Origin of the sequence: Pseudomonas sp. M1 (assembly GCF_022760135.1) — a bacterium.
Taxonomy (GTDB): Bacteria; Pseudomonadota; Gammaproteobacteria; order Pseudomonadales; family Pseudomonadaceae; genus Pseudomonas; species Pseudomonas citronellolis.
The window spans coordinates 490,128-513,041 of record NZ_CP094343.1 but is presented as its reverse complement, the minus strand read 5'-3'; the positions used below and the strand labels follow the sequence as shown (position 1 = coordinate 513,041).

18 protein-coding genes and 2 tRNA genes are annotated in these 22,914 nt (G+C 67.5%); 4 read left to right on the top strand and 16 right to left on the bottom strand.

Features of this window, described 5'->3' with window-relative positions; translation table 11 throughout:
- Nucleotides 1–113: 113 nt before the first annotated feature.
- On the bottom strand, nt 114–2,369 hold the full coding sequence (locus PM1_RS02195; RefSeq protein WP_024128120.1) for a YgiQ family radical SAM protein: 2,256 nt from the start codon (nt 2,367–2,369) through the stop codon (nt 114–116).
- A 223-nt stretch (nt 2,370–2,592) separates the two neighbouring features.
- Here PM1_RS02195 and PM1_RS02190 point away from each other — a divergent pair, with 223 nt between their 5' ends.
- Together PM1_RS02190 and PM1_RS02185 are read left to right on the top strand one after the other, a co-directional pair.
- The gene (locus tag PM1_RS02190; RefSeq protein ID WP_009613442.1) at nt 2,593–4,470 is read left to right on the top strand and encodes a diguanylate cyclase; all 1,878 of its coding nucleotides are present in this window, start codon (nt 2,593–2,595) and stop codon (nt 4,468–4,470) included.
- A gap of 14 nt (nt 4,471–4,484) precedes the next feature.
- Nucleotides 4,485–4,802 (top strand): hypothetical protein, encoded by a 318-nt coding sequence (locus tag PM1_RS02185; protein ID WP_238603212.1) that lies wholly within the window; start codon nt 4,485–4,487, stop codon nt 4,800–4,802.
- A gap of 2 nt (nt 4,803–4,804) precedes the next feature.
- Here PM1_RS02185 and alr read toward each other — a convergent pair whose 3' ends face one another.
- From alr to rnr, 8 genes are all read right to left on the bottom strand, one after another.
- A complete protein-coding gene (alr, locus tag PM1_RS02180; protein WP_009613451.1) occupies nt 4,805–5,878 on the bottom strand; it encodes an alanine racemase in 1,074 nt (357 codons plus the stop codon).
- A 233-nt stretch (nt 5,879–6,111) separates the two neighbouring features.
- Nucleotides 6,112–7,506, bottom strand: coding sequence for a replicative DNA helicase (gene dnaB / locus PM1_RS02175; RefSeq protein WP_009613453.1), 1,395 nt, complete (start codon nt 7,504–7,506; stop codon nt 6,112–6,114).
- Nucleotides 7,507–7,636: 130 nt separating this feature from the next.
- On the bottom strand, nt 7,637–8,083 hold the full coding sequence (rplI, locus tag PM1_RS02170; protein ID WP_009613455.1) for a 50S ribosomal protein L9: 447 nt from the start codon (nt 8,081–8,083) through the stop codon (nt 7,637–7,639).
- Nucleotides 8,084–8,104: 21 nt separating this feature from the next.
- The gene (locus PM1_RS02165; RefSeq protein ID WP_024128121.1) at nt 8,105–8,974 is read right to left on the bottom strand and encodes a hypothetical protein; all 870 of its coding nucleotides are present in this window, start codon (nt 8,972–8,974) and stop codon (nt 8,105–8,107) included.
- Between the two features lie 35 nt (nt 8,975–9,009).
- Nucleotides 9,010–9,240 (bottom strand): 30S ribosomal protein S18, encoded by a 231-nt coding sequence (rpsR, locus tag PM1_RS02160; RefSeq protein ID WP_009613459.1) that lies wholly within the window; start codon nt 9,238–9,240, stop codon nt 9,010–9,012.
- A gap of 28 nt (nt 9,241–9,268) precedes the next feature.
- Nucleotides 9,269–9,685 carry a 30S ribosomal protein S6 gene (gene rpsF, locus PM1_RS02155; RefSeq protein ID WP_009613460.1) on the bottom strand — a complete coding sequence of 139 codons (417 nt, stop codon included), beginning with the start codon at nt 9,683–9,685 and terminating at the stop codon, nt 9,269–9,271.
- A gap of 402 nt (nt 9,686–10,087) precedes the next feature.
- Complete coding sequence (gene rlmB, locus PM1_RS02150; RefSeq protein WP_009613461.1) at nt 10,088–10,837, bottom strand: 23S rRNA (guanosine(2251)-2'-O)-methyltransferase RlmB; 750 nt, start codon at nt 10,835–10,837, stop codon at nt 10,088–10,090.
- Nucleotides 10,834–13,554 (bottom strand): ribonuclease R, encoded by a 2,721-nt coding sequence (gene rnr / locus PM1_RS02145; RefSeq protein WP_009613462.1) that lies wholly within the window; start codon nt 13,552–13,554, stop codon nt 10,834–10,836. Before rnr ends, rlmB begins: the two co-directional genes overlap by 4 nt.
- A 207-nt stretch (nt 13,555–13,761) precedes the next feature.
- Here rnr and PM1_RS02140 point away from each other — a divergent pair.
- Together PM1_RS02140 and PM1_RS02135 are read left to right on the top strand one after the other, a co-directional pair.
- Nucleotides 13,762–13,848: transfer RNA gene (locus PM1_RS02140), tRNA-Leu, on the top strand.
- A gap of 138 nt (nt 13,849–13,986) precedes the next feature.
- A tRNA-Leu gene (locus PM1_RS02135) sits at nt 13,987–14,073 on the top strand.
- An 89-nt stretch (nt 14,074–14,162) separates the two neighbouring features.
- Here the strand turns inward: PM1_RS02135 and PM1_RS02130 are convergent.
- From PM1_RS02130 to hflX, 7 genes are all read right to left on the bottom strand, one after another.
- A complete protein-coding gene (locus tag PM1_RS02130) occupies nt 14,163–16,097 on the bottom strand; it encodes a methyl-accepting chemotaxis protein (RefSeq protein ID WP_009613463.1) in 1,935 nt (644 codons plus the stop codon).
- Between the two features lie 493 nt (nt 16,098–16,590).
- On the bottom strand, nt 16,591–17,886 hold the full coding sequence (locus PM1_RS02125; RefSeq protein WP_009613464.1) for an adenylosuccinate synthase: 1,296 nt from the start codon (nt 17,884–17,886) through the stop codon (nt 16,591–16,593).
- 74 nt (nt 17,887–17,960) lie between these two features.
- Nucleotides 17,961–19,139, bottom strand: coding sequence for an ATP phosphoribosyltransferase regulatory subunit (locus tag PM1_RS02120; RefSeq protein ID WP_009613465.1), 1,179 nt, complete (start codon nt 19,137–19,139; stop codon nt 17,961–17,963).
- A 35-nt stretch (nt 19,140–19,174) separates the two neighbouring features.
- Entirely contained in the window at nt 19,175–19,360 is a 186-nt protein-coding gene (locus PM1_RS02115) for a DUF2065 domain-containing protein (RefSeq protein ID WP_009613466.1), read from the bottom strand.
- 107 nt (nt 19,361–19,467) lie between these two features.
- Nucleotides 19,468–20,337, bottom strand: a complete 870-nt coding sequence (gene hflC, locus PM1_RS02110; protein WP_009613467.1) for a protease modulator HflC — start codon at nt 20,335–20,337, stop codon at nt 19,468–19,470.
- A complete protein-coding gene (gene hflK / locus PM1_RS02105) occupies nt 20,337–21,506 on the bottom strand; it encodes an FtsH protease activity modulator HflK (RefSeq protein WP_009613468.1) in 1,170 nt (389 codons plus the stop codon). The genes hflC and hflK overlap by 1 nt, the downstream gene beginning before the upstream one ends.
- Nucleotides 21,507–21,600: 94 nt before the next feature.
- Nucleotides 21,601–22,902: a ribosome rescue GTPase HflX gene (gene hflX, locus PM1_RS02100; RefSeq protein ID WP_009613469.1), complete on the bottom strand. Its 1,302-nt coding sequence runs from the start codon at nt 22,900–22,902 to the stop codon at nt 21,601–21,603.
- Nucleotides 22,903–22,914 lie beyond the last annotated feature (12 nt).

Genomic DNA, 22,914 nt, shown 5'->3' with positions numbered 1-22,914 from the left:
TCGGTCTGATGCCGGCGTATCCGGGAAACTCTGTTCGCGAGCAAGCTCGCTCCTACAAAAGCAGGCCCGGAAACGAAAACGGGGCCTCACGGCCCCGTCATCGGTCATACAGCTCAGCGCGGTATGTTCGGCTGGCGCTTGGTGGTGCGCTTCTTGCCCTTGGCGTAGGCCGCGGCCTTGCCCTCTTCGCCCTTGTTCCACGGGCGCGAGCCGTCGCTGGCGCGGGGCGGCAGGCCGGTGTGCTGGGTCAGCAGCGGCTTGCCGGCCTTCTTGCTGCCCACCGGGGTGGAGTTCTTGCGCCGGGCGCTCTGGTAGCTGCCGTCGGCGTCGGGCTGGTGGGTGGGGATCAACTGGTGCTTGCCGTTGCCGATCAGGTCCGCGCGGCCCATGTCCTTGAGCGCCTCGCGCAGCATCGGCCAGTTGTTCGGGTCGTGCCAGCGCAGGAAAGCCTTGTGCAGGCGGCGATGGCGCTCGCCCTTGACGATGGTCACCGCGTCGCTCTTGTAGGTGACCTTGCGCAGCGGGTTCTTGCCCGAGTGGTACATGGCCGTGGCGGTGGCCATCGGCGAGGGGTAGAAGGCCTGTACCTGGTCGGCGCGGAAGCCGTTGCGCTTGAGCCACAGGGCGAGGTTCATCATGTCCTCGTCGGTGGTGCCCGGGTGCGCGGCGATGAAGTACGGGATCAGGTACTGCTCCTTGCCCGCCTCCTTGGTGAACTTCTCGAACATCTGCTTGAAGCGGTCGTAGCTGCCGATGCCCGGCTTCATCATCTTCGACAGCGGGCCCTGCTCGGTGTGCTCCGGGGCGATCTTCAGGTAGCCGCCGACGTGGTGCGTCACCAGCTCGCGGACATACTCCGGCGACTCCACCGCCAGGTCGTAGCGCAGGCCCGAGGCGATGAGGATCTTCTTCACCCCCGGCAGGTCGCGGGCGCGGCGGTACAGCTGGATCAGCGAGGAATGGTCGGTGTTGAGGTTCTCGCAGATGCCCGGGAACACGCACGACGGCTTGCGGCAGTGCTTCTCGATCTCCGGGTCCTTGCAGGCGATGCGGTACATGTTGGCGGTCGGCCCGCCGAGGTCGGAGATCACCCCGGTGAAGCCCGGCACCTTGTCGCGGATCTCCTCGATCTCGCGGATGATCGAGTCTTCCGAGCGGTTCTGGATGATCCGCCCTTCGTGCTCGGTGATCGAGCAGAAGGTGCAGCCGCCGAAGCAGCCACGCATGATGTTCACCGAGAAACGGATCATCTCGTAGGCCGGGATCTTCTCGCCGCCGTAGGCCGGGTGCGGCACGCGGGCGTAGGGCAGGCCGAAGACGTAGTCCATCTCCTCGGTGCTCAGCGGGATGGGCGGCGGGTTGAACCACACGTCGGTCTCGCCGTGGCGCTGGACCATGGCCCGGGCGTTGCCGGGGTTGGTCTCCAGGTGCAGCACGCGGTTGGCGTGGGCGTAGAGCACCGGGTCGTTCTTCACCTTCTCGAAGGACGGCAGGCGGATGACGGTGCGCTCGCGGGTCAGCTTCGGGTTGGGCAGCAGCTGCACCACCTTGGCTTCGTTGGGGTCTTCCTGCGGGCCCTTGTCCTGCTCGATGGCGCAGGCGGCGGTGTCCTGGGTGTTGACGTAGGGGTTGATGATCTTGTCGATCCTGCCCGGGCGGTCGATACGCGTGGAGTCCAGCTCGAACCAGCCCTCGGGGGTGTCGCGGCGGACGAAGGCGGTGCCGCGCACGTCGGTGATCGACTCGATCGGCTCGCCGGCGGACAGGCGCTGGGCCACCTCGACCACGGCGCGCTCGGCGTTGCCGAACAGCAGGAGGTCGGCCTTGGCGTCCATCAGGATCGAGTGGCGGACCTTGTCCTGCCAGTAGTCGTAGTGGGCGATGCGGCGCAGCGAGGCCTCGATGCCGCCGAGCACGATCGGCACGCCCTTGTACGCCTCGCGGCAGCGCTGGCTGTAGACCATGCTGGCGCGGTCCGGGCGCTTGCCAGCGTTGCCGCCGGGGGTGTAGGCGTCGTCGGAGCGGATCTTCCGGTCGGCGGTGTAGCGGTTGATCATCGAATCCATGTTGCCGGCGGCCACGCCGAAGAACAGGTTCGGCTTGCCCAGCTTCATGAAGTCGTCTTTCGACTGCCAGTCGGGCTGGGCGATGATGCCCACGCGGAAGCCCTGGGCTTCCAGCAGGCGGCCGATGATGGCCATGCCGAAGGACGGATGGTCGACGTAGGCATCGCCGGTGACGATGATGATGTCGCAGGAGTCCCAGCCCAGTTGATCCATCTCTTCCCGGCTCATCGGCAGGAACGGCGCCGGGCCGAAACACTCGGCCCAGAACTTGGGATAGTCGAACAGCGGCTTGGCGGCTTGCATCACGGGCACCGGGGGCATCTCTAGGAATAGGGTCGCGAAATCGCGGGCGCGGAATATAGCACAAAAAGTGAACAATTCCGACCGGGACGCTGGGGTTTTTCCCGGCGCCGGGCAACCGCCGGACGGGGACGATTGGCGGAGCCGGCGCAGTGGCAACTGGCTATACTCGCTCCACCGTCTCAACAGGCTTGGCCGCAGCGGCCGGGAACAGGGAGTGTCAACCGTGCGTCATCTGTGGTGTCTGTTGTTTCTCCTGCTCGGTTGCGCCAGCGCCGCGGCCCAGCCCCTGGTGCTCGACGAACGGGCCAGCGGGCGCTGGCTGAACGACGGCCTGATGCTGCTGGAAGACCCGGGCGCACGCCTGGACCTGCAACAGGCACGCGAGCAGGACGCCGCCTTCGTGCCCGCCAAGGGTCGCACCAGCGTCGGCCAGAGCCCCAACCCCTGGTGGCTGCGCCTGGACCTGGAACGCCGGACTACCCCGCCCGGCGGCTGGTGGCTGGAGGTGGACGCGGTCAACCTGCTCGACCTGCGCCTGTACCTGCCCGACGGCCAGGGCGGCTACCGCGAACTGCGTTCGGGCGAAGCGGTGCCCTTTGCCGAAGGCCGCGACCGCAGCTACCGCCGCCCGGTGTTCCGCCTGCCCGCCGGCGAAGGCCCGCTGCGCCTGTACCTGCGCAGCCTGGACCCGGCCGGCAACTCCTTCCCGCTGCGCATCTGGTCGCAGGACGACCTGCAGGACCACCGCGCCGAGACCAACCTGTTCCTCGGCGGCGTCTACGGGCTGATCGCCGCGCTGCTGCTGTACAACCTGTTCATCCTGGTCAGCCTGCGCGACCGCGCCTACTTCTGGTACGTGCTCACCACCGGCTTCGCCCTGCTGTTCAGCATGGGCATGACCGGCCATGCCTTCGAGCTGCTCTGGCCCGGCGACGCGGTGCCCTGGTGGCTGAACCGCATCACCCTGCCCTCGCTGTGGGGCCTGTGCGTCACCCGCTTCACCCAGACGCTGCTGCAGACCCGCCGCAACGTGCCCTGGGCGCACCACATGCTGACGCTGAACTGCCTGCTGTACGTCGCCTCGGTGCTGCTCAACGTCTTCGTCGGCCGCTCCGAGGCCGGCTGGGTGCTGGCCACCACCACCTTCGTCGGCATCCCGGCGGCGCTCGGCGCGGCCATCACCCGCTCGCTGCAGGGCTCGCTGCCGGCGCGCCTGTACCTGGTGGGCTTCGGCCTGGTGCTGTCCAGCGTGAGCATTTCGGTGATGCGCGCCCTGGGCGTGGTGCAGCCCTCGCCGACCACCGCCTACCTGTTCCCGGTGTCGGTGGCCATGGAGTCCATCCTGTTCTCCTTCGCCCTGACCTCGCGCATCCAGGAACTCAAGCGCGAGAAGGCCCAGGCCCTGGAGCAGGCCAACCGCGAGAAGAGCGCGCGCATGACCCTGCTGCAGAGCGCGCAGAACGACCTGGCGCAGGCCGTGGCGGCGCGCACCGCCGAGCTGACGCAGAGCAACCGCCTGCTGCTCGAACGCGAGGCCCAGCTGCGCCATGCCGCGCACAACGACCCGCTCACCGGGCTGCCCAACCGCCGCTACCTAGTGGAGCACGCCGAGCAGGCGCTGCAGCAGGCCCAGCAGAACGGCGAGAGCCTGGCGCTGATGCTGATCGACCTCGACCACTTCAAGCCAATCAACGACACCCACGGCCACGACGCCGGCGACTTCATGCTCCAGCACGTCGGCCACCGCCTGCGCCAGTGCGTGCGCTCCAGCGACTGCGTGGCGCGCCTGGGCGGCGACGAATTCGCCGCGCTGGTGTCCGGCCCCGACGCCGAAGGCCACGCCCGGGAGATAGCGGTGCGCCTGCTCAGCGAACTGTCGCGGCCGGTGCACTTCGACCGCCTGGAACTGAGCGTCACCCCGAGCATCGGCGTGGCCATCTACCCGCGCCACGCGCTGCAGTTCGCCAAGCTGTACAAGGCCGCCGACCAGGCGCTGTACCAGGTCAAGGGCAGCGGCCGGGCCAGCTACGCGCTGGCCGGGGAGGACGGCAACGGCGACTTCTGGCTGGAGACGCTGAAGACTTCGGACCGGTTGGTCTAAGGCAGCAGCCCACGATGAGCAGAGAAGTGATGCACACCGAAACCCTGAAAGCCAAGGCCCGGGCATTGCGGGCCAACCTGCAGCAGCACCTGGCGCGCGACCCGGCCGCAGGGCAATTGCTGCGTGAACTCGACGATCTGCTCGGCCGCGCCGAGGCCGGCAGCCTGAATGCGCCGGTGCAGTGGCGCGACATTCCCGGGCGCTATCTGTTCACCGAGCAGGGCCTGCAGCAATACCGCGAACTGGAGCAGGCCTACGCCGAGTTCTGCATCGAGGCCACCGGCGGCGAGTCGCCGGCGCTGCGCAAGTTGCGCGAGCGCATGGGCGGCTAAAACTAACGGTAGCGCCGCGGCACCCGCGCGGTGACCTTGGTCAGCAGCTCGTAGCCGATGGTGCCGGCGTGGGCGGCCACTTCGTCCACCGGCATCTGCGCGCCCCAGAGTTCCACCGGGGCGCCGACGGTGGCTTCGGGCAGGTCGGTGAGGTCCACCGCCAGCATGTCCATGGAGACCCGGCCGGCCAGCGGCGCGCGCTGGCCGGCGACCAACACTGGCGTGCCGCTGGGCGCGTGGCGTGGGTAGCCGTCGGCGTATCCGCAGCTGACGGTGCCGATGCGCGACGGCCGTTCGGCCACCCAGGTGGCGCCGTAGCCGACGTTCTCGCCTACTGCCACCTCGCGGACGGACATCACCTGCGCGTGCAGGCTCATGGCCGGGCGCAGGCCCATCTCGGCCGCGCCCAGGTCGGCGAAGGGCGAGGCGCCGTAGAGCATGATGCCGGGGCGGATCCAGTCCATGTGCGCCGCCGGGATGCTCAGCACGGCGGCGGAGTTGGCCAGCGAGCGCTGGTCGAAGTCCAGGTCGAGCAGGCCGAGGAAGCATTCCAGCTGGTCTTCGGTGAGCGTATGGCCGCGCTCGTCGGCGCAGGCGAAGTGGCTCATCAGGTTCAGCTCGGCGACCTGCGGGGCGCCGCGCAGACTCGGGAAGACCGCGCGCAGGGCCTCGGCGGAGAAGCCCAGGCGATGCATGCCCGAATCCAGCTTGAGCCAGACATTGAGCGGCTGCGGCAGGTTGCTGGCCAACAGCGTCGCCAGTTGCTCCGGGCCCTGCACGGCGATGTCCAGGCGCAGTTGCGAGGCCACCAGGAACTCGCTCGGCTCGAAGCAGCCTTCCAGCAGCAGGATACGCGCGGTGCCGTGCAGCGCGCGGACCTCGGCGGCCTCTTCCAGGCAGGCCACGGCGAAGCCGTCAGCCTCGTCACGCAGCGCGGTCACCACCTCGCGCACGCCATGCCCGTAAGCATTGGCCTTGACCACGGCGAACGCCTCGCGGCCCGGCGCGCAGCGCTTGGCCAGGGCGTAGTTGTGCTGGATGGCGGAGAGGTCGATATGGGCGATAAGGGGGCGCATGGGGGTTCCGAGCTACAGGCTGAGCAGAGCGAGGAGCATAACCGCCCCGCCGCCGCGGCGGCAGGAAAAACATGGGCGTAGGAGCGGACCTTGTCCGCGATGGCTGGAGGTTTCGGCGCGAATCGCGGATGAGATCCGCTCCTACGCTGCGCCACCCACTCCATTCCATGTAGGAGCGCGCCCTGCGCGCGAATCGCGGGCAGGGCCCGCTCCTACAAAAAACACGGGGGGCGTTATTCGTCTTCGAAGTTGTACATGCCCGGGGCGAGGTTCTCGAAGCGGGTGAAGCGGCCGAGGAAGGCCAGGCGCACAGTGCCGATGGGGCCGTTACGCTGCTTGCCGATGATGATTTCGGCCACGCCCTTGAACTCGGTTTCCGGGTGGTACACCTCGTCGCGGTAGACGAACATGATCACGTCGGCGTCCTGCTCGATCGCCCCGGATTCGCGAAGGTCGGAGTTCACCGGGCGCTTGTTCGGGCGCTGCTCCAGGGAGCGGTTGAGCTGCGACAGCGCCACCACCGGGCAGTTGAATTCCTTGGCCAGGGCCTTGAGCGAGCGGGAGATCTCGGAGATCTCGTTGGTGCGGTTGTCGCCGGAGGAACCGGGGATCTGCATCAGCTGCAGGTAGTCCACCATGATCAGGGCGATCTCGCCGTGCTCGCGGGCCAGGCGGCGGGTGCGCGCGCGCATTTCCGAGGGCGAGATGCCGGCGGTGTCGTCGATGAACAGCTTGCGCTCGTTGAGCAGGTTGACCGCCGAGGTCAGGCGCGGCCAGTCGTCGTCCTCCAGCTTGCCCGAACGCACCTTGGTCTGGTCGATGCGGCCCAGGGACGAGAGCATACGCATCACGATCGAGTCCGAGGGCATCTCCAGGGAGTACACCAGCACCACCTTGTCGGTGCGCAGCACGGCGTTCTCCACCAGGTTCATGGCGAAGGTGGTCTTGCCCATGGACGGACGGCCGGCGACGATGATCAGGTCGGCCGGCTGCAGGCCGCTGGTCTTCTCGTCGAGGTCGGTGAAGCCGGTGGAGATGCCGGTGAAGGCGTCGTTGGTGTTGAACAGGTGGTCGATCCGGTCGATCGTCTTCACCAGGATGTCGCCGATGCCCACCGGGCCGCCGGTCTTCGGCCGCGCCTCGGCGATCTCGAAGATGCGCCGCTCGGCCTCGTCGAGCACCTCGTTGGCGCTGCGGCCCTCGGGGTTGAAGGCGCTGTCGGCGATGTCGCTGCTGATGCCGATCAGCTGGCGCAGGGTGGCGCGCTCGCGGATGATCTGGGCGTAGGCCTTGATGTTCGCCACCGAGGGGGTGTTCTTCGCCAGCTCGGCCAGGTAGGCCAGGCCGCCGACCTGCGACAGCTGGCCTTCGCGCTCCAGCAGCTCGGAGAGGGTCACCACGTCGATCGGCTGGTTGCCTTCGGCGAGCTTGTACACCGCGCGGAAGATCAGGCGGTGGTCATGGCGGTAGAAGTCGCCGTCGGACACCGCGTCCGACACACGCTCCCAGGCGTTGTTGTCGAGCATCAGACCACCCAGCACCGCCTGTTCGGCTTCGATCGAATGCGGCGGCACCTTGAGGGTGGCCGTTTGCAGGTCGTATTGCTCGGGGACGGTGATGTCGTTCATGGGCTCGGCGCAGGAAACTCGGATGGATGCAGAAAAACAAAGGGCACGGACCGCTAGGCGGTACCGTGCCCGATGTTAGCGAACTGCCGCGTCCACGCAAGGTGTCCACGGCGTCGCAGCGACGGATCGCTTACTCGGCGACGACGACCACGTGCAGGGTCGCTTCGACGTCGGTGTGCAGCTGCACTTCGATGTCGTATTCGCCGACGGTGCGCAGGGCACCGTTGGGCAGGCGCACTTCGGCCTTTTCCAGCGGGTAGCCGGCAGCGGAGACCGCTTCGGCGATGTCGCGGGTGCCGATCGAACCGAACAGCTTGCCTTCGTCGCCGGCGTGGGCGCCGATGGTGACGATCAGTTCGGCCAGTTGGGCGGCGCGAGCTTCGGCGTCAGCCTTCTTCGCGGCGGCAGCCTTTTCCAGCTCGGCGCGGCGCTCTTCGAAAGCAGCGACGTTGGCCGGGGTGGCAGCGGTGGCCTTGCCCTGCGGCAGCAGGTAGTTACGGGCGTAGCCGCCCTTGACGTTCAGTTTGTCGCCCAGGTTGCCCAGTTTGGCGATCTTTTCCAGCAGGATGACTTCCATTTGAGTCTTACCTCTTAACTTTTAACCTTCACCGTTCGTGGAGCCCTGGCGACGTACCAGGCGACCACGAAAATCAAACAGACTATCGACGACAGCAACCAGACAGATCACATTCCCCAGCATCAGCGCCAGGCCGTACAACAGCACCAGCCAGAACCCCGGCAGGCGTTTCAGCGCGACCAGCCCATGGCCGAGCGCGAGCCCGGCGAACAGCAGCGGCACGGCGCACAGCGGCGCCACCACGGCGAACTGCGGGCCCAGCAGCGGCACCACCAGCACGCCCAGCAGCAGCGCGATGGCCACCGCCGGCGCCAGGCGCAGCGCGCGGAACTCGCGGCCGAACCCTTGCGGGTTGTACAACGCCGCTTGCCAGTAGCGCGCCAGCATCAGGCACAGCAGGCTGATGACCTGCAGCGAGGCGGCCAGCAGGCCGGTAACGGCCGGCACCAGCCCCGCTTGCAGCTCGGCCTGCTGGTCCGCCGAAAGCTTCGCTTCCGACAGCACCTGCGGCAGCACCTTGCCAAACGCCTCCGCCAGACCTTGAACCAGCCCGGCGGATACCGTGCTCAACAGCAGCACGTAGAACACGCCCAACACCACGCTGGCCAGCATGACCCGACTCCAGGACATGCTGGAGCGCAACACCTGCGCCAGGACCGCCGAACCCAGCATCACCAGGGTGACCGTGGGGTCGCCCAGGTACCACCAGGCCAGGGCCGGGAGCAGCGCCCAGGCCAGGATGCCAATGGCATCGCCGGTTCCCCGGCGCAGCAGCACCAGGCTGCCGGCGGCGGCACCGAGCCAGAAGAACGGCTGCAGTACCGCGGCTGCGACGACCACCAGGGTCGCCTGCATGCGGCCTCGCATGACGAATTCAGCCAATGCGCGCATGCGATCTATCCATCAAGGCTACGTCGACTGCCCGATCAACGGCCGTGGCTGTCGGTGTAGGGAAGCAGGGCCAGGTAGCGAGCGCGCTTGATGGCGGTCGACAGCTGACGCTGGTACTTGGCCTTGGTGCCGGTGATGCGGCTCGGAACGATCTTGCCGGTTTCGGAAACGTAGGCCTTCAGGGTGTTGAGATCTTTGTAATCGATCTCCTTGACGCCTTCAGCGGTGAAACGGCAGAACTTACGACGACGGAAGAAACGTGCCATGTTATCGGCTCCTCAATACTGTCCGGGATTACTCGTCGGCGCTGTCGCGGCTGTCTTCGCCGTCAGCGGACTCGTTTTCGTTGGAGTCAGGACGCTCACGGCGCTCGCGGCGCTCGTTGCGGCTCTCTTCGGCCTTCAGCATTTCGGACTGGCCGGTAACGGCTTCGTCGCGACGGATCACCAGGTTACGGATGACGGCGTCGTTGTAGCGGAAGTTGTCTTCCAGTTCGGCCAGGGCCTTGGCGCTGCACTCGACGTTCAGCAGAACGTAGTGAGCCTTGTGCACGTTGTTGATGGCGTAAGCCAGCTGACGACGGCCCCAGTCTTCCAGGCGGTGAACCTTGCCGCCGTCTTCTTCGATGACCTTGGTGTAACGCTCGACCATGCCACCGACTTGTTCGCTCTGGTCCGGGTGAACCAGGAACACGATTTCGTAATGACGCATAAATGCTCCTTACGGGTTGCAGCCTGCCGACGATGCGGTCAGGCAAGGAGTGAATGTCTTTTTGACTTGCCGGCGGGTGGACGCGTGAGCGCCTGCCCGGACGGCAAGGGGCGACATTCTAGAGAAGGGGGGAAGGCGGCGCAAGGCAATTGATGAATATTTGAGCAATTGCAGGCGAGGGGCGGCAGAGGCTCTTCGCAGGATGGGTCGGGCTTGCGAAACCCATGCGGCCATGGCGATGGGTATCGCTTCGCTCAACCCATCCTACGACGGCATTTCTCCTATGGCTCCAACTGTCCTGCAGACCGCGCTGGGGACTCTTCGCAGGAGCGAGCCTGCTCGCGAACCGGGCGGGCACGGTGCCGGGTTTGGTTCGCGAGCAAGCTCGCTCCTACGGGGTTCTTAGGCCTGTTTCGCCTGGCGCTGGCGGACGATCTCGAACAGGCACACGCCGGTGGCCACCGACACGTTCAGGCTGCTGACGCTGCCGCCCATGGGCAGCTTGGCCAGGTAGTCGCAGTGTTCGCGGGTCAGGCGGCGCATGCCCTTGCCTTCGGCGCCCATGACCAGCACGGTGGGCCCGGTGAGGTCCAGTTCGTAGAGGGTCTGGGTCGCCTCGCCAGCCGTGCCGACCACCCACAGGCCGCGCTGCTGGAGCTTTTCCAGGGTGCGCGCGAGGTTGGTCACGGCCACCAGCGGGATCACCTCGGCGGCGCCGCAGGCGACCTTGCGCACGGTGGCGTTGAGGGTCGCCGACTTGTCCTTCGGCACTATTACCGCCAGCGCGCCGGCGGCGTCGGCGGTGCGCAGGCAGGCGCCGAGGTTGTGCGGGTCGGTGACGCCGTCCAGGGCCAGCAGCAAGGCCGGCCCTGGGGTGCGCTCGAGCAGTTCCTCGAGCATGTTCTCGCCCCACACCTGGCTCGGGCTGACCTCGGCGACCACGCCCTGGTGCACGCCCTCGGCCCACTCGTCGAGTTCCTTGCGCTCACGGGTGCCCACCGGAACCCGCGTCTGCCCGGCCAGTTCCACCAGCGCCTGGACCCGCGGATCGTGCCGCCCCTCGGCCAGCCACAACTGCTTGACGCGCTTGGGGTGATGGCGCAGCAGCGCCTCCACGGCGTGCACGCCGTAGACTCTTTCCCACTGGCTCATGGCTTGGCCTTAGGCTTGCCTGCCGCGGCGCCCTCCGCCTTGGGCTTGGAAGGCCCCTTGCGGTGCTTGCTCGGCTTGGCGGCCTTGGCTTTCTGCTTCGACGGCTTGCGCGGTTTCTCCGCAGCGGCCTTGGCGTTCTTCGCCGGCTTGCCCTGGGCCTTGGCCGGCGGCCGCTTGCCGCCCACCTTGGCTTCGTCGAGCAGCGCCTGCTTCAGCGCGCGGCTTCTATTCACATCGGTGTTGCCGAGCATCTCGTCGGCCTTGGCGAGCATCTCCGGCGCCACCGAGGGCAACGCCTGGACCACACCGACCTTGCGCTTGCGCGGCGGCGCCACGGGCAGCGGCGGCTCCGGCGCTTCCTGCTGCAGCTCGCGCGGCTGGCCCTTGGCCCTGGCCGGCTTGGCGGCCGCCTTGGCAGGCTTGCCAGGCTTGGCCGCCTCGGCCTTGTCGCCGCGCTTCTTGCGGCCGATGGGCGCGCTGAGCGCGTTTTCGGCCAGTTCGAAGTCGATCTTGCGCTCGTCCAGGTCGACCCGCGCCACCACCACCTGGGTGATGTCGCCGAGGCGGAAGCTGCGCCCGGTGCGCTCGCCGGCCAGGCGGTGGTGCACGGCGTCGAAGTGGTAGTAGTCGCCGGGCAGCGCGGTGACGTGCACCAGGCCCTCGACATAGATGTCGGTCAGCTCGACGAAGATGCCGAAGCCGGTGACCGCGGTGATCACGCCGTCGAAGGTCTCGCCGACGCGGTCGCGCATGTATTCGCACTTCAGCCAGTTGGTGACGTCGCGGGTGGCCTCGTCGGCGCGCCGCTCGGTCATCGAGCACTGCTCGCCGAGCTGCTCCAGGCGCGGCTCGTCATAGGGGTAGATGCGCGCCTTGGCCATCGCGGCGGCGCCGGCGCGCTGCACCAGGTCGGTTTCGCGCTTGGAGCGGATCACGCTGCGGATGGCGCGGTGCACCAGCAGGTCCGGGTAGCGGCGGATCGGCGAGGTGAAGTGGGTGTAGGCCTCGTAGTTCAGGCCGAAGTGGCCGTGGTTCTCCGGGCTGTATACCGCCTGGCTCAGCGAGCGCAGCATCACCGTCTGGATCAGTTGGAAGTCCGGGCGGCCCTGGATGGATTCGAGCAGCGCCTGGTAGTCGCCGGGGGTCGGCTCGCCCTTGCCGCGGTAGAGGGCCAGGCCCAGTTCGCCGAGGAACTGCCGCAGGTTGTTCAGCTTCTCCTGCGGCGGGCCGTCGTGGACGCGGTACAGCGCGGGGATTTCCAGCTTCTCGAGGAACCTGGCGGTGGCCACGTTGGCCGCCAGCATGCATTCTTCGATCAGCTTGTGCGCGTCGTTGCGCTGGGTCGGGCGGATCTCCGAGATCTTGCGGTCGGCGCCGAAGACGATGCGCGTCTCCTGGGTCTCGAAGTCGATGGCGCCGCGCACGTGGCGCGCCGCCAGCAGCACCTTGTACAGGTCATACAGGGTGTTCAGGTGCGGCACCACGCCCGGCAGTTGCTCGGCCAGGCGCTTGGCTTCGGGGCTGTCGGGGGTCTCCAGGTACTGGCTGACTTTGGTGTAGGTGAGCCGCGCGTGGGAGTGGATGACCGCCTCGTAGAACTGGTAGCCGGTCATCTTGCCGGCCCTGGACAGGTTCATCTCGCAGACCATGGCCAGGCGGTCGACCAGCGGGTTCAGCGAGCACAGGCCGTTGGAGAGGATTTCCGGCAGCATGGGGATGACGCGCTCGGGGAAGTACACCGAGTTGCCGCGCTTGGCCGCCTCCTCGTCCAGCGCCGAGCCCACCTTCACGTAGTGGGAGACGTCGGCGATGGCGACGTACAGCTTCCAGCCGCCGCCCTTGCGCTTCTCGGCGTAGACGGCGTCGTCGAAGTCGCGGGCGTCCTCGCCGTCGATGGTCACGAACGGCAGGGCGCGCAGGTCGACGCGCTTCTCCTTGTCCTTGTCCGCCACCTCGGGCTTGAGCTTGGCCGCTTCCTTCTCAACGCCTTCGGGCCAGACGTGGGGGATGTCGTAGCTGCGCAGGGCGACTTCGATCTCCATGCCCGGCGCCATGTAGTCGCCGAGCACTTCCACCACTTCGCCCTGGGCCTGGCGGTGCACGCTGGGCCACTGGTCGATGCGCACCTGGACGAACTGGTTGTGCCTGGCCGCGCCGTGCTTGCCCGGCGGGATCAGCACTTCCTGCTGGATCTTCGGGTTGTCGGCGACCACGGTGCCGATGCCGCTCTCTTCGAAGTAGCGGCCGACCAGGGTCTCATGGGCGCGTTCGATGACTTCGACGATGGCGCCTTCGCGGCGGCCGCGGCGGTCGAAGCCGGAGACGCGCGCCAGGGCGCGGTCGCCATCGAACACCAGGCGCATCTGCGTCGGGCTGAGGAACAGGTCGTCGCTGCCGTCGTCGGGGATCAGGAAGCCGAAGCCGTCGCGGTGGCCGGCGATGCGGCCGCGGATCAGGTCCAGCTTGTCCACCGGGGCGTAGGCGCCGCGGCGGGTATAGATGAGCTGGCCGTCACGCTCCATGGCGCGCAGGCGACGGCGCAGGGCTTCTTCCTGCTCCTCGCCGGACAGGCCGAGCTCTTCCAGTAGTTGCGCGCGGGTCGCCGGCGCGCCGCGTTCGGCGAGGTGCGCCAGGATCAGTTCGCGGCTGGGGATGGGGTTTTCGTATTTTTCCGCTTCGCGGGCGGCCTCGGGATCGAGGTTTTGCCAATCGGCCATCAGGGTGAGATCACCTTATCGTCTATATAAATGTAAGCGTCATGTGCTTATTGAAGCGCGAAATCCGCTCGTCGGTCAGCTTCGACCAAGAATAAATTTTTTATCGCATCAGGGGTTTACAAGCCAAAGCCTGCTCCGTATAGTTCGCGCCCACAGCGTCACTGCGACGTTGTAACACGGAAACGATGAGCAATCATCGCATCCAGTGCCCAGGTGGCGGAATTGGTAGACGCACTAGGTTCAGGTCCTAGCGGTGGCAACACCGTGGAAGTTCGAGTCTTCTCCTGGGCACCACTTATTTCACGATAGAGCCCCTGGCTGTATCGCGGCGGTTCGGAACCCTGATAACCGGACATTAAGACGCCGAAGCGACCGAAAGGTTGCATTACCGCAAGACGATGAGCGATCATCGCACCCCATGCTGAAAAGCATGCCCAGGTGGCGGAATTGGTAGACGCACTAGGTTCAGGTCCTAGCGGTGGCAACACCGTGGAAGTTCGAGTCTTCTCCTGGGCACCATCTTCAAGCGAAAAGCCGAGCACTGCTCGGCTTTTTCGTTTCTGCCGTTCGCAGGAACGGGCCGGACGAAACGCCCGGCCCTTCTCCCCTCATGCCTTGAACTGCCCCAGGCTGGCGCGCAGCTGCGCCGCCAGGCCGTCCAGCACGCGCCCGCTGCTGGCGGTGGCGGCGACGGCTTCCGCGGCGCGTCCCGCCTCGGCATGGATCACCTCGACGCGCCCGCGCACCGCGACCGCACCGGCGGCCTGCTGCTCGGCGGCATGGGCCGCCGACTCGATGGCGCCATGCACTTCCTCCACGGCCCGCTGCACTTCACGCTGCAGGCGCTCGCTGTCGTGTAGCGCGGCCAACCCCTGCACTGCCTGCTCGCGGGCCTGGCCGATGGCTTCCACCGCCTCGCGCGCGCCACGCTGCAAGGCATCGATATGCGTTTGTATGTCGCCAGTGGACTGCTGCGTCTTGCTCGCCAGCGCCCGCACCTCGTCGGCCACCACGGCGAAACCGCGGCCGCTCTCGCCGGCGCGGGCCGCCTCGATGGCGGCATTGAGCGCCAGCAGGTTGGTCTGTTCGGCGATGCCGTGGATCACCGAGAGCACCACTTCGATCTGCTCGCTCTGCTGCGCCAGCTTCTCGATCACCCCGGCGCCGCTCTGCACACGGGACTCCAGGGTTTCGATGAGGCCACCGACGCGCCGGGCGATGGCTGCGTTATCGTCGGCCGCCTTGCGGATGGACGCCACGCGCTCCAGCGCCTCCTGCATGGCCTGGCTTTCCAGCTGGGCTTCGGCGGCCATGCCGGCGAGCGCCTCCAGGCTGCCGGCCACTTCGTTGCGCTGGCGATCGGCGGCCGCCTCGGCGCTGGCGCTGCGCGAGGCCAGGGCGGCGATCTCGCTGCCGGTGCGCTGCGCCACCTGCCCCGCCTCGCGGACGATGGGCTGCAGCTTGTCGACGAAGCGGTTCACCGCGGTCGCCATCTCGCCCACTTCATCATTGCTGTCCAGGCGCACGCGGCGGGTCAGGTCGCCCTCCCCGGCCGCCAGGTCGTCGAGTGCATCGATCAACAAACGCAGGCGGTTCACTACCCGCCGCCCAAGCACCAAAGCCAGCACCAGCAGTACGCCCAGGCCGACCAGCAGCAGCCCCAGGCCGATGTGCCAGCGCAGGCTGCTGGCGGAAGCCTCCACCGCGCCCTGCGCGCCCTGACTCATCTCGCCGGCCGCTTGCTGCGCCGCCTGCAGCCGGGCGCTCAGCGCCTTGTTGCTGTCCGCCGCGGCGCCGGCCAGGCTGTCGGCCACCAGTTGGTCGCCACTGGCGATCAGGGCGGAGAAGCGCTTGTCCAGGGCCTGCACCTGCTTCTCCACTTCGGCCGTGGAAATACCCAGGCGCACGGTACCGATCACCACGCCATTGGGGCTGATGGGCACGCTGGAGAGGATCACAGAATCGTCATGGGCGGCCGCTTCCAGCACCTTGTCCAGGGCGCGCTCAGCCTGGCCCTTGGCGAGCAGCGCCTGGATGCGCGGGTCCTCGCGGTTGAGGTAGCGCGTCAGGTGCTGCCCCTGGACATCGTCGTAGACCACGAAGAGCACGTTGGGGTTGGCCTGGGCGCGCCGGGCGTACTCGGAGAGCGTCGGTACGTCGTTGTCCCACATAGCCTTGGGCGCCACCGCGGCAAGCAGTTGGGCAAGCTGGTCGGCGGACTGCCGCAGGCTCTGTTCGAGGCTTTGACGGGTTTCGCCGCGCTCCTCCTCCAGCCGCGCCGACAAGGCGGCGCCGAGGCGTTCGCGGGTTCGCGCGGACAGCTCGGTGAGCCCTGAACTGAGCTCGCCACCGGCGCGCTCCAACTCGCCGGCCAGGCGCTGCGACTGGCCGCCCAGGCGTTCGCCCAGGTCGGCCACCAGTTGGTCCACGGTACTGCGGGTGAGCCACAGGGCGATCAGCAACTGCACCAGCAGCGCCAGGCCCAGGGCGATGAACACGGGGCGCAGCAGGCGGCTGCGCAACAGCGAAAGGACGGCGGACACGGAGTGCCTCCTCGGGTAACGGAATACTGGCGCGGGATGCGCCGATGCCATTTGCCAGCAAGGGGCGTGCCGTTGGGGTGGCCATTGGCCGACTGATTGGGAGAGATTACTTTTTGTAGGAGCGAGGGGGACGCCTGGTTCTTGCTCGCGAACGGAATTTCCCGGCAGTTGCAGTGCGGCTGGCACGGTTCGCGAGCAAGCTCGCTCCTACAATTTCAGGCCCTCCGGAGGGTACAACGCCAACGGTTCCCGGGAAGCACGGCCGTAGGAGCGGACTCCGTCCGCGATAACCGGACATACCGGCGCGAATCGCGGATAAGATCCGCTCCTACGCAACCCCACCCACGCCATTCCCCTGTAGGAGCGCGCCCTGCGCGCGAATCGCGGGCAGGGCCCGCTCCTACGAAGAGCCCCAGCCCCAAACGAAAAAGCCGCTTCCCCATCAGGAGAAGCGGCTTTTCACACCCTTCGCAGCAGCTAGCGCCGCGACGGATCAGCCGAACGGATGGCGCAGGACGATGGTCTCGTTGCGGTCCGGGCCGGTGGAGATGATGTCGATGGGCGCACCGACCAGCTCCTCGATGCGCTTGATGTAGGCGCGGGCGTTGGCCGGCAGGGCTTCCAGGGTCTTGGCGCCGACGGTGGATTCGCTCCAGCCCGGCAGGTCTTCGTACACCGGCTGCAGGCCGATGTAGCTGTCGGCGTCGGTCGGCGCGTCGGTCAGCAGTTCGCCGGCGGCGTTCTTGTAGCCGGTGCAGATGCGCACGGTCTGCAGGCCGTCGAGGACGTCCAGCTTGGTCAGGCACAGGCCGGACAGGCTGTTGATCTCGATGGCGCGGCGCAGGATCACGGCGTCGAACCAGCCGCAACGGCGGGCGCGGCCGGTGGTGGCGCCGAACTCGTGGCCTTTCTTCGCCAGGTAGGCGCCCACTTCGTCGAACAGCTCGGTCGGGAACGGGCCGGAACCGACGCGGGTGGTGTAGGCCTTGGTGATGCCGAGGATGTAGTCCAGGAACAACGGGCCGAAACCGGAGCCGGTGGCGGTGCCGCCGGCGGTGGTGTTGGAGCTGGTGACGAACGGGTAGGTGCCGTGGTCGATGTCCAGCAGCGAGCCCTGGGCGCCTTCGAACATGATGTTCTGGCTGGCGCGACGCAGGTCGTGCAGGGTGCTGGTGACGTCGGCCAGCAGCGGCTTGAGCTGCTCGGCGTAGCCCATGCACTCGTCGAGGGTCTTCTGGAAGTCGACCGCCGGCTCCTTGTAGTAGTTCTGCAGGACGAAGTTGTGGTAGTCCAGCAGTTCGCCCAGCTTGGCGGCGAAGCGCTCGCGGTGGAACAGGTCGGCCACGCGCAGGCCGCGACGGGCGACCTTGTCTTCGTAGGCCGGGCCGATGCCACGGCCAGTGGTGCCGATCTTGGCGTCGCCGCGGGCCTTCTCGCGCGCCTGGTCGAGGGCGACGTGGAAGGACAGGATCAGCGGGCAGGACGGGCTGATGCGCAGGCGCTCGCGCACCGGTACGCCCTTCTCCTCCAGCTTGGCGATCTCGCGCATCAGCGCGTCGGGCGCCAGCACCACGCCGTTGCCGATCAGGCACTGCACGCCTTCGCGCAGGATGCCCGACGGAATCAGGTGCAGCACGGTCTTCTCGCCGTCGATCACCAGGGTGTGGCCGGCGTTGTGGCCGCCCTGGTAACGAACCACGGCAGCAGCCTGGTCGGTGAGCAAGTCGACGATCTTGCCTTTGCCCTCATCACCCCACTGGGTGCCCAGGACTACGACATTCTTACCCATAACACTTGTCCCCATCGTGGATATTCGGTGCCGGCCTCGGCCGGCGGAAACTCGCGGTGCCCGTCGATCACGGGTCAGAAGGGCACCACCTGCCAATTGCCTTCGCGCAGCTGCAGTTGCGCATCGCAACCCGCCTCGCGCGCCGAAGCCGCATCCTGCCCGGGCAGCGCCTGAACCACGCGCCGCCCGTCGCGGCGCAGCTGCTGCACCGCCTGCCAGAGGCCGGCCCCTTCGGCCGGCGCCCAGATGCCTTGCACCGGCGCGTCCAGCCGCACCTGGCCCAGGGTCACCAGGGTCTTCAGGTCGGTGGAGAAGCCGGTGGCCGGCCGCGCACGGCCGAAGTCGGCGCCGATGTGGTCGTAGCGACCACCCTGGGCGATGGACTCGCCGACGCCGGGCACGAAGGCGGCGAACACCACCCCCGTGTGATAGTGGTAGCCACGCAGCTCGCCGAGGTCGAAGTACAACGGCAGCTGCGGGAAGCGTTGCGCCAGGGAGTCGGCGATGACGACCAGATCCGCCAAGGCGGCCTTCACCACCGCCGGCGCATCGGCCAGCACTGCGGCGGCCTGCTCCAGCACCTCGCGGCTGCCGCACAGCTCGGCCAGGGCGCGAAGCATGCCGGCGAGCTCGGCCGGCAGGCCTTCGGTGAGCGCGGCGACTTCATCCACCGCCTTGCGCTGCAAGGCGTCGAACAGGGCCTGCTCAGCCTCGCCGGACAGGCCGGCGGCGCGGGCCAGGCCACGGTAGATGCCGACGTGGCCGAGGTCCATGTGCACGTCCGGCACCTCGGCCATGGCCAGCATGTCGAGCATCAGGCTGATGACTTCGACGTCGCTCGCCGGGCTGGCGTCGCCGTAGAGTTCGGCGCCCAGCTGGATCGGGCTGCGCGAGGTGGCCAGGGCGCGCGGGCGGGCATGCAGCACGCTGCCGGCGTAGCACAGGCGGTTAGGGCCCTCGCGGCGCAGGCTGTGGGCGTCCATGCGCGCCACTTGCGGCGTGATGTCCGCGCGGAAGCCCATGAGCCGGCCCGAGGCCGGGTCGGTGACCTTGAAGGTGCGCAGGTCCAGGTCCTGGCCGGCACCGGTCAGCAGGGACTCCAGGTATTCGATGTGCGGGGTGACGACGAACTCGTAACCCCAGCGCTGGAACAGGTCCAGCACCTGACGGCGGGCTGCTTCGACGCGCGCCGCCTCAGGTGGCAGCACTTCTTCGATCCCATCTGGCAGCAGCCAGCGGTCTACCGTTGCCATGTCGCCTCTCCCCTTTCAGCCGGGCGGCAATTCATCTAGTGAATCCAGTAAAGAAGGCCGGTGCCGAGCAGCATGCTGCCCAGCCCGATGAGCCGCAGGCGCCGGTCGTCCAAGCGACCGAGCCCGCTGACGGCCTCACGCCAGCCACGCGGATACAGGAAAGGGAGGATGCCCTCCAGCACCAGCAACAGACAGAACGCTTTGCCGAATTCCTGCCACATGGCTCTCTGTACATAAATCTCGCGGACGCAAAAAAGCCGGGATTTCCCGGCTGACCCATGATAACACGTTTTCTCCGGCGGGCGCTGCCGCCCGCCGGAGAACCCACTCAGGGCTTGGACTTCTCCAGATAACGGAAGAACTCGTTGTCCGGGCTCAGCACCAGGACGTCCTTCTTGTCGGCGAAGCTGTCGCGGTAGGCCTTGAGGCTGCGGGTGAAGGCATAGAACTCCGGGTCCTGGTTGTAGGCCTTGGCGTAGATCGCCGCCGCCTTGGCGTCGCCCTCACCGCGGGTTTCCTCGGACTGCCGATAGGCCTCGGCCAACAGCACGCGGCGCTGGCGGTCGGCGTCGGCGCGGATACCCTCGGCCAGTTCGCGGCCCTTGGCACGGTGCTCGCGGGCCTCGCGCTCGCGCTCGGTGCTCATGCGCTCGAACACGCTGCGGTTGACTTCCTTCGGCAGGTCGATGGCCTTGACGCGCACGTCGATGACCTCGATGCCCAGCTCCTTCTGCGCCATGCGATTGAGCGACGCGGTGATGTCGCCCATCAATGCGTCGCGCTCGCCGGACACCACCTCGTGCAGGGTGCGCTTGCCGAACTGGTCGCGCAGGCCGGCTTCCAGGCGCCGCGACAGGCGCTCGTCGGCGATCTGCTTGAGGCCCGAGGTCGCGGTATAGAAGCGCTCGGCATCGGCCACACGCCACTTGGCGTAGGCGTCGACCATCACCGCCTTCTTCTCCAGGGTGAGGAAACGCTGGGTCGGCGAGTCCAGGGTCAGCAGGCGGCCGTCGAACTTGCGCACCTGGTTGACGTACGGGATCTTGAAGTGCAGGCCAGGCTGCACGTCCGACTCGACCACGCGGCCGAAGCGCAGCAGCACCGCGCGCTCGGTCTGCTGCACCACGTAGATGCTGCTCCACAGCGCCACGGCAGCCACCACGGCGGCGATCAGGGCGATCAGGGACTTGTTACTCATCAGCGGCTCTCCCTGGTGCGCAGGTCACGTTGCTGCAGGTCGCTGGCGACCCGCGAGCCGATGTCCGGCGTGCTGCTCGTCGTACCCGCAGCGCCGCTGCCCGGCGTTGCCGAGCCACGGCCGTCGATCATCTTGTCCAGCGGCAGGTAGATCAGGTTGTTCTGCCCCTGCTGCCCGGTGACCAGCACCTTGCTGCTCTGCGACAGGACCTCCTGCATGGTGTCCAGGTACAGGCGCTCGCGGGTGACCTCCGGCGCCTTGCGGTATTCGCCGGCCAGCTTGCTGAAGCGGTCGGCCTCACCCTCGGCGCGGGCAACCACCTCGTCGCGGTAGCCGTTGGCTTCCTCGATGATGCGCTGGGCCTGGCCGCGGGCTTCGGGCACCACGCCGTTGGCGTAGGCTTCGGCCTGGTTCTTCTCGCGCTGTTCGTCTTCGCGGGCACGGATCACGTCGTCGAAGGCTTCCTGCACCTCGCGCGGGGCGGCGGCGCTCTGGATGTTCACCTGGGTCACGGTGATACCGGTCTTGTAGGTGTCCAGGAAACGCTGCAGGCGATCGCGCACCTCGGTGGCCATCTGTTCGCGGCCCTCGGTGAGGATCTGGTCCATGGTGGTGGAGCCGGCCACGTGGCGCAGGGCGCTCTCGGTGGCGTGCTGCAGGCTGACCTCGGGCTGGTCGACGTTGAGCACGAAGTCCTTCAGGTTGCTGACCTTGTACTGCACGGTCAGCGGGACCTCGACGATGTTCTCGTCCTCGGTGAGCATCTGCCCCTGCTTGCTGTAGGCACGCTCGCGGGTGACGTTCTCCTGGAACTTCCTGTCGATCGGCGGGAAGTAGAAGTTCAGGCCCGGGCCCACGGTGTCGTAGTACTTGCCCATGCGCAGGATCACCGCCTGCTCCTGCTCGTCCACCACGTAGATGGCGTTGTACAGCCAGAGCACGGCGAGCACGGCCAGGCCGATGCCGAACAGGCCCAGGCCACCGCCCTTGCCGCCGACGGGGCTGCCGCCGCGCGGTTTCTTGCCGCCGAAGATGCGATTGAGGCTGTCCTGCAGCTTGCGGAAGGCCTCATCGAGATCCGGAGGGCCCTGGCGGCCGCCGCCACGGCGCCCACCCCAGGGGTCCTGATCGTTCTTGTTCGAGTTGTCACCCGGCTCATTCCAAGCCATAGCGCTCTCCATCTAGTAACGCGAAACGCGCCAGCGGCGCGACCACCCATGCTACCGAATGCCCCGCCCGGTGCCAAAAGCACCGTTCCGGGCTTTATTGCAAAGTGTGTTGCGCAATGAACTCCGCCGGCTGCCATCCCTCGCGGCTGACCAGGCGGTTCAACTCGACACGCGGCAGGCGAACCTGCAAAACGGCGCGTCCCTGCTCGTCGTGGTCCTCGGACTGCACCGCGCCCAGCTCGAAGAACTGCGCGCGCAGGCGCCCCAGGCGCTGCGGCAGGCAGAGCGTGCCGACGAACAGGTCGTCGCCCAGCAGCTCGGCCACCGCCTTTTCCAGCAGCTCCAGCCCGCGCCCGTCACGGGCGGAGAGCCAGACCCGCACCGGCTTGCCGCTCTCGTCGCGCTGGATTCGCGCGTCCATGTCCGGCAGTAGGTCGATCTTGTTGTACACCTCGAGCATCGGCAGTTCGTTGGCGCCGATCTCGGTCAGCACCGCGTGCACCTGCTCCACCTGCGCGTCGCGCTCCGGCTCGTGGGCATCGATCACGTGCAGCAGCAGGTCGGCGTTGCTCGACTCTTCCAGCGTAGCGCGGAAGGCCTCGACCAGCTTGTGCGGCAGGTGGCGGATGAAACCCACGGTATCGGCCAGCACGACCGGGCCGACGTCCTCCAGCTCGAGCCGGCGCAGGGTCGGGTCGAGGGTGGCGAACAGTTGGTTGGCCGCATAGACCTCGGAAGTGGTCAGGGCGTTGAACAGCGTGGACTTGCCGGCGTTGGTGTAGCCGACCAGGGAAACCGAGGGGATTTCCGCCCGGCGCCGGCCACGGCGGGCCTGTTCGCGCTGGCTGCGGACCTTCTCCAGGCGCTGCTTGATCTGGCGGATGCGGGCGCGCAGCAGGCGGCGGTCGGTTTCCAGCTGGGTTTCACCGGGACCGCGCAGGCCGATACCGCCCTTCTGCCTTTCCAGGTGGGTCCAGCCGCGCACCAGGCGCGTGCTCATGTGTTCGAGCTGCGCCAGCTCCACCTGCAGCTTGCCCTCATGGGTGCGGGCGCGCTGGGCGAAGATGTCGAGAATCAGACCGGTACGGTCGAGCACCCGGCATTCGAGGACGCGTTCGAGGTTGCGTTCCTGGCTGGGCGTGAGGGTGTGGTTGAAGATGATCAGCTCGACGCCCTGGACTTGCACCAGGTCGCGCAGCTCATCGACCTTGCCACTGCCGATCAGGAACTTGGCCGACGGCTGATGGCGCGAAACGTTGACGAATGCCACCGACTCCGCGCCCGCCGAACGGGCCAGCTCCTGGAATTCCTGCGGGTCTTCGCGCGCCTCGGGGTCCTGACCTTCCAGATGGACCAGAATGGCCCGTTCCCCACCACCCGGGCGCTCAAAGAACAAGGCGGGCTACCG

Excerpts from the sequence above, each read along its gene's own strand:
- PM1_RS02195 (WP_024128120.1), bottom strand. The coding sequence starts at position 2,369 with ATGCAAGCCGCCAAGCCGCTGTTCGACTATCCCAAGTTCTGGGCCGAG.
- PM1_RS02120 (WP_009613465.1), bottom strand. The coding sequence starts at position 19,139 with ATGGCAACGGTAGACCGCTGGCTGCTGCCAGATGGGATCGAAGAAGTG.
- hflK (WP_009613468.1), bottom strand. The coding sequence starts at position 21,506 with ATGGCTTGGAATGAGCCGGGTGACAACTCGAACAAGAACGATCAGGAC.
- rpsF (WP_009613460.1), bottom strand. The coding sequence starts at position 9,685 with ATGCGTCATTACGAAATCGTGTTCCTGGTTCACCCGGACCAGAGCGAA.
- rplI (WP_009613455.1), bottom strand. The coding sequence starts at position 8,083 with ATGGAAGTCATCCTGCTGGAAAAGATCGCCAAACTGGGCAACCTGGGC.
- rlmB (WP_009613461.1), bottom strand. The coding sequence starts at position 10,837 with ATGAGCCAGTGGGAAAGAGTCTACGGCGTGCACGCCGTGGAGGCGCTG.
- hflC (WP_009613467.1), bottom strand. The coding sequence starts at position 20,337 with ATGAGTAACAAGTCCCTGATCGCCCTGATCGCCGCCGTGGTGGCTGCC.
- PM1_RS02185 (WP_238603212.1), top strand. The coding sequence starts at position 4,485 with ATGAGCAGAGAAGTGATGCACACCGAAACCCTGAAAGCCAAGGCCCGG.
- dnaB (WP_009613453.1), bottom strand. The coding sequence starts at position 7,506 with ATGAACGACATCACCGTCCCCGAGCAATACGACCTGCAAACGGCCACC.
- alr (WP_009613451.1), bottom strand. The coding sequence starts at position 5,878 with ATGCGCCCCCTTATCGCCCATATCGACCTCTCCGCCATCCAGCACAAC.
- rnr (WP_009613462.1), bottom strand. The coding sequence starts at position 13,554 with ATGGCCGATTGGCAAAACCTCGATCCCGAGGCCGCCCGCGAAGCGGAA.
- PM1_RS02125 (WP_009613464.1), bottom strand. The coding sequence starts at position 17,886 with ATGGGTAAGAATGTCGTAGTCCTGGGCACCCAGTGGGGTGATGAGGGC.
- rpsR (WP_009613459.1), bottom strand. The coding sequence starts at position 9,240 with ATGGCACGTTTCTTCCGTCGTCGTAAGTTCTGCCGTTTCACCGCTGAA.
- PM1_RS02165 (WP_024128121.1), bottom strand. The coding sequence starts at position 8,974 with ATGCGCGCATTGGCTGAATTCGTCATGCGAGGCCGCATGCAGGCGACC.
- PM1_RS02115 (WP_009613466.1), bottom strand. The coding sequence starts at position 19,360 with ATGTGGCAGGAATTCGGCAAAGCGTTCTGTCTGTTGCTGGTGCTGGAG.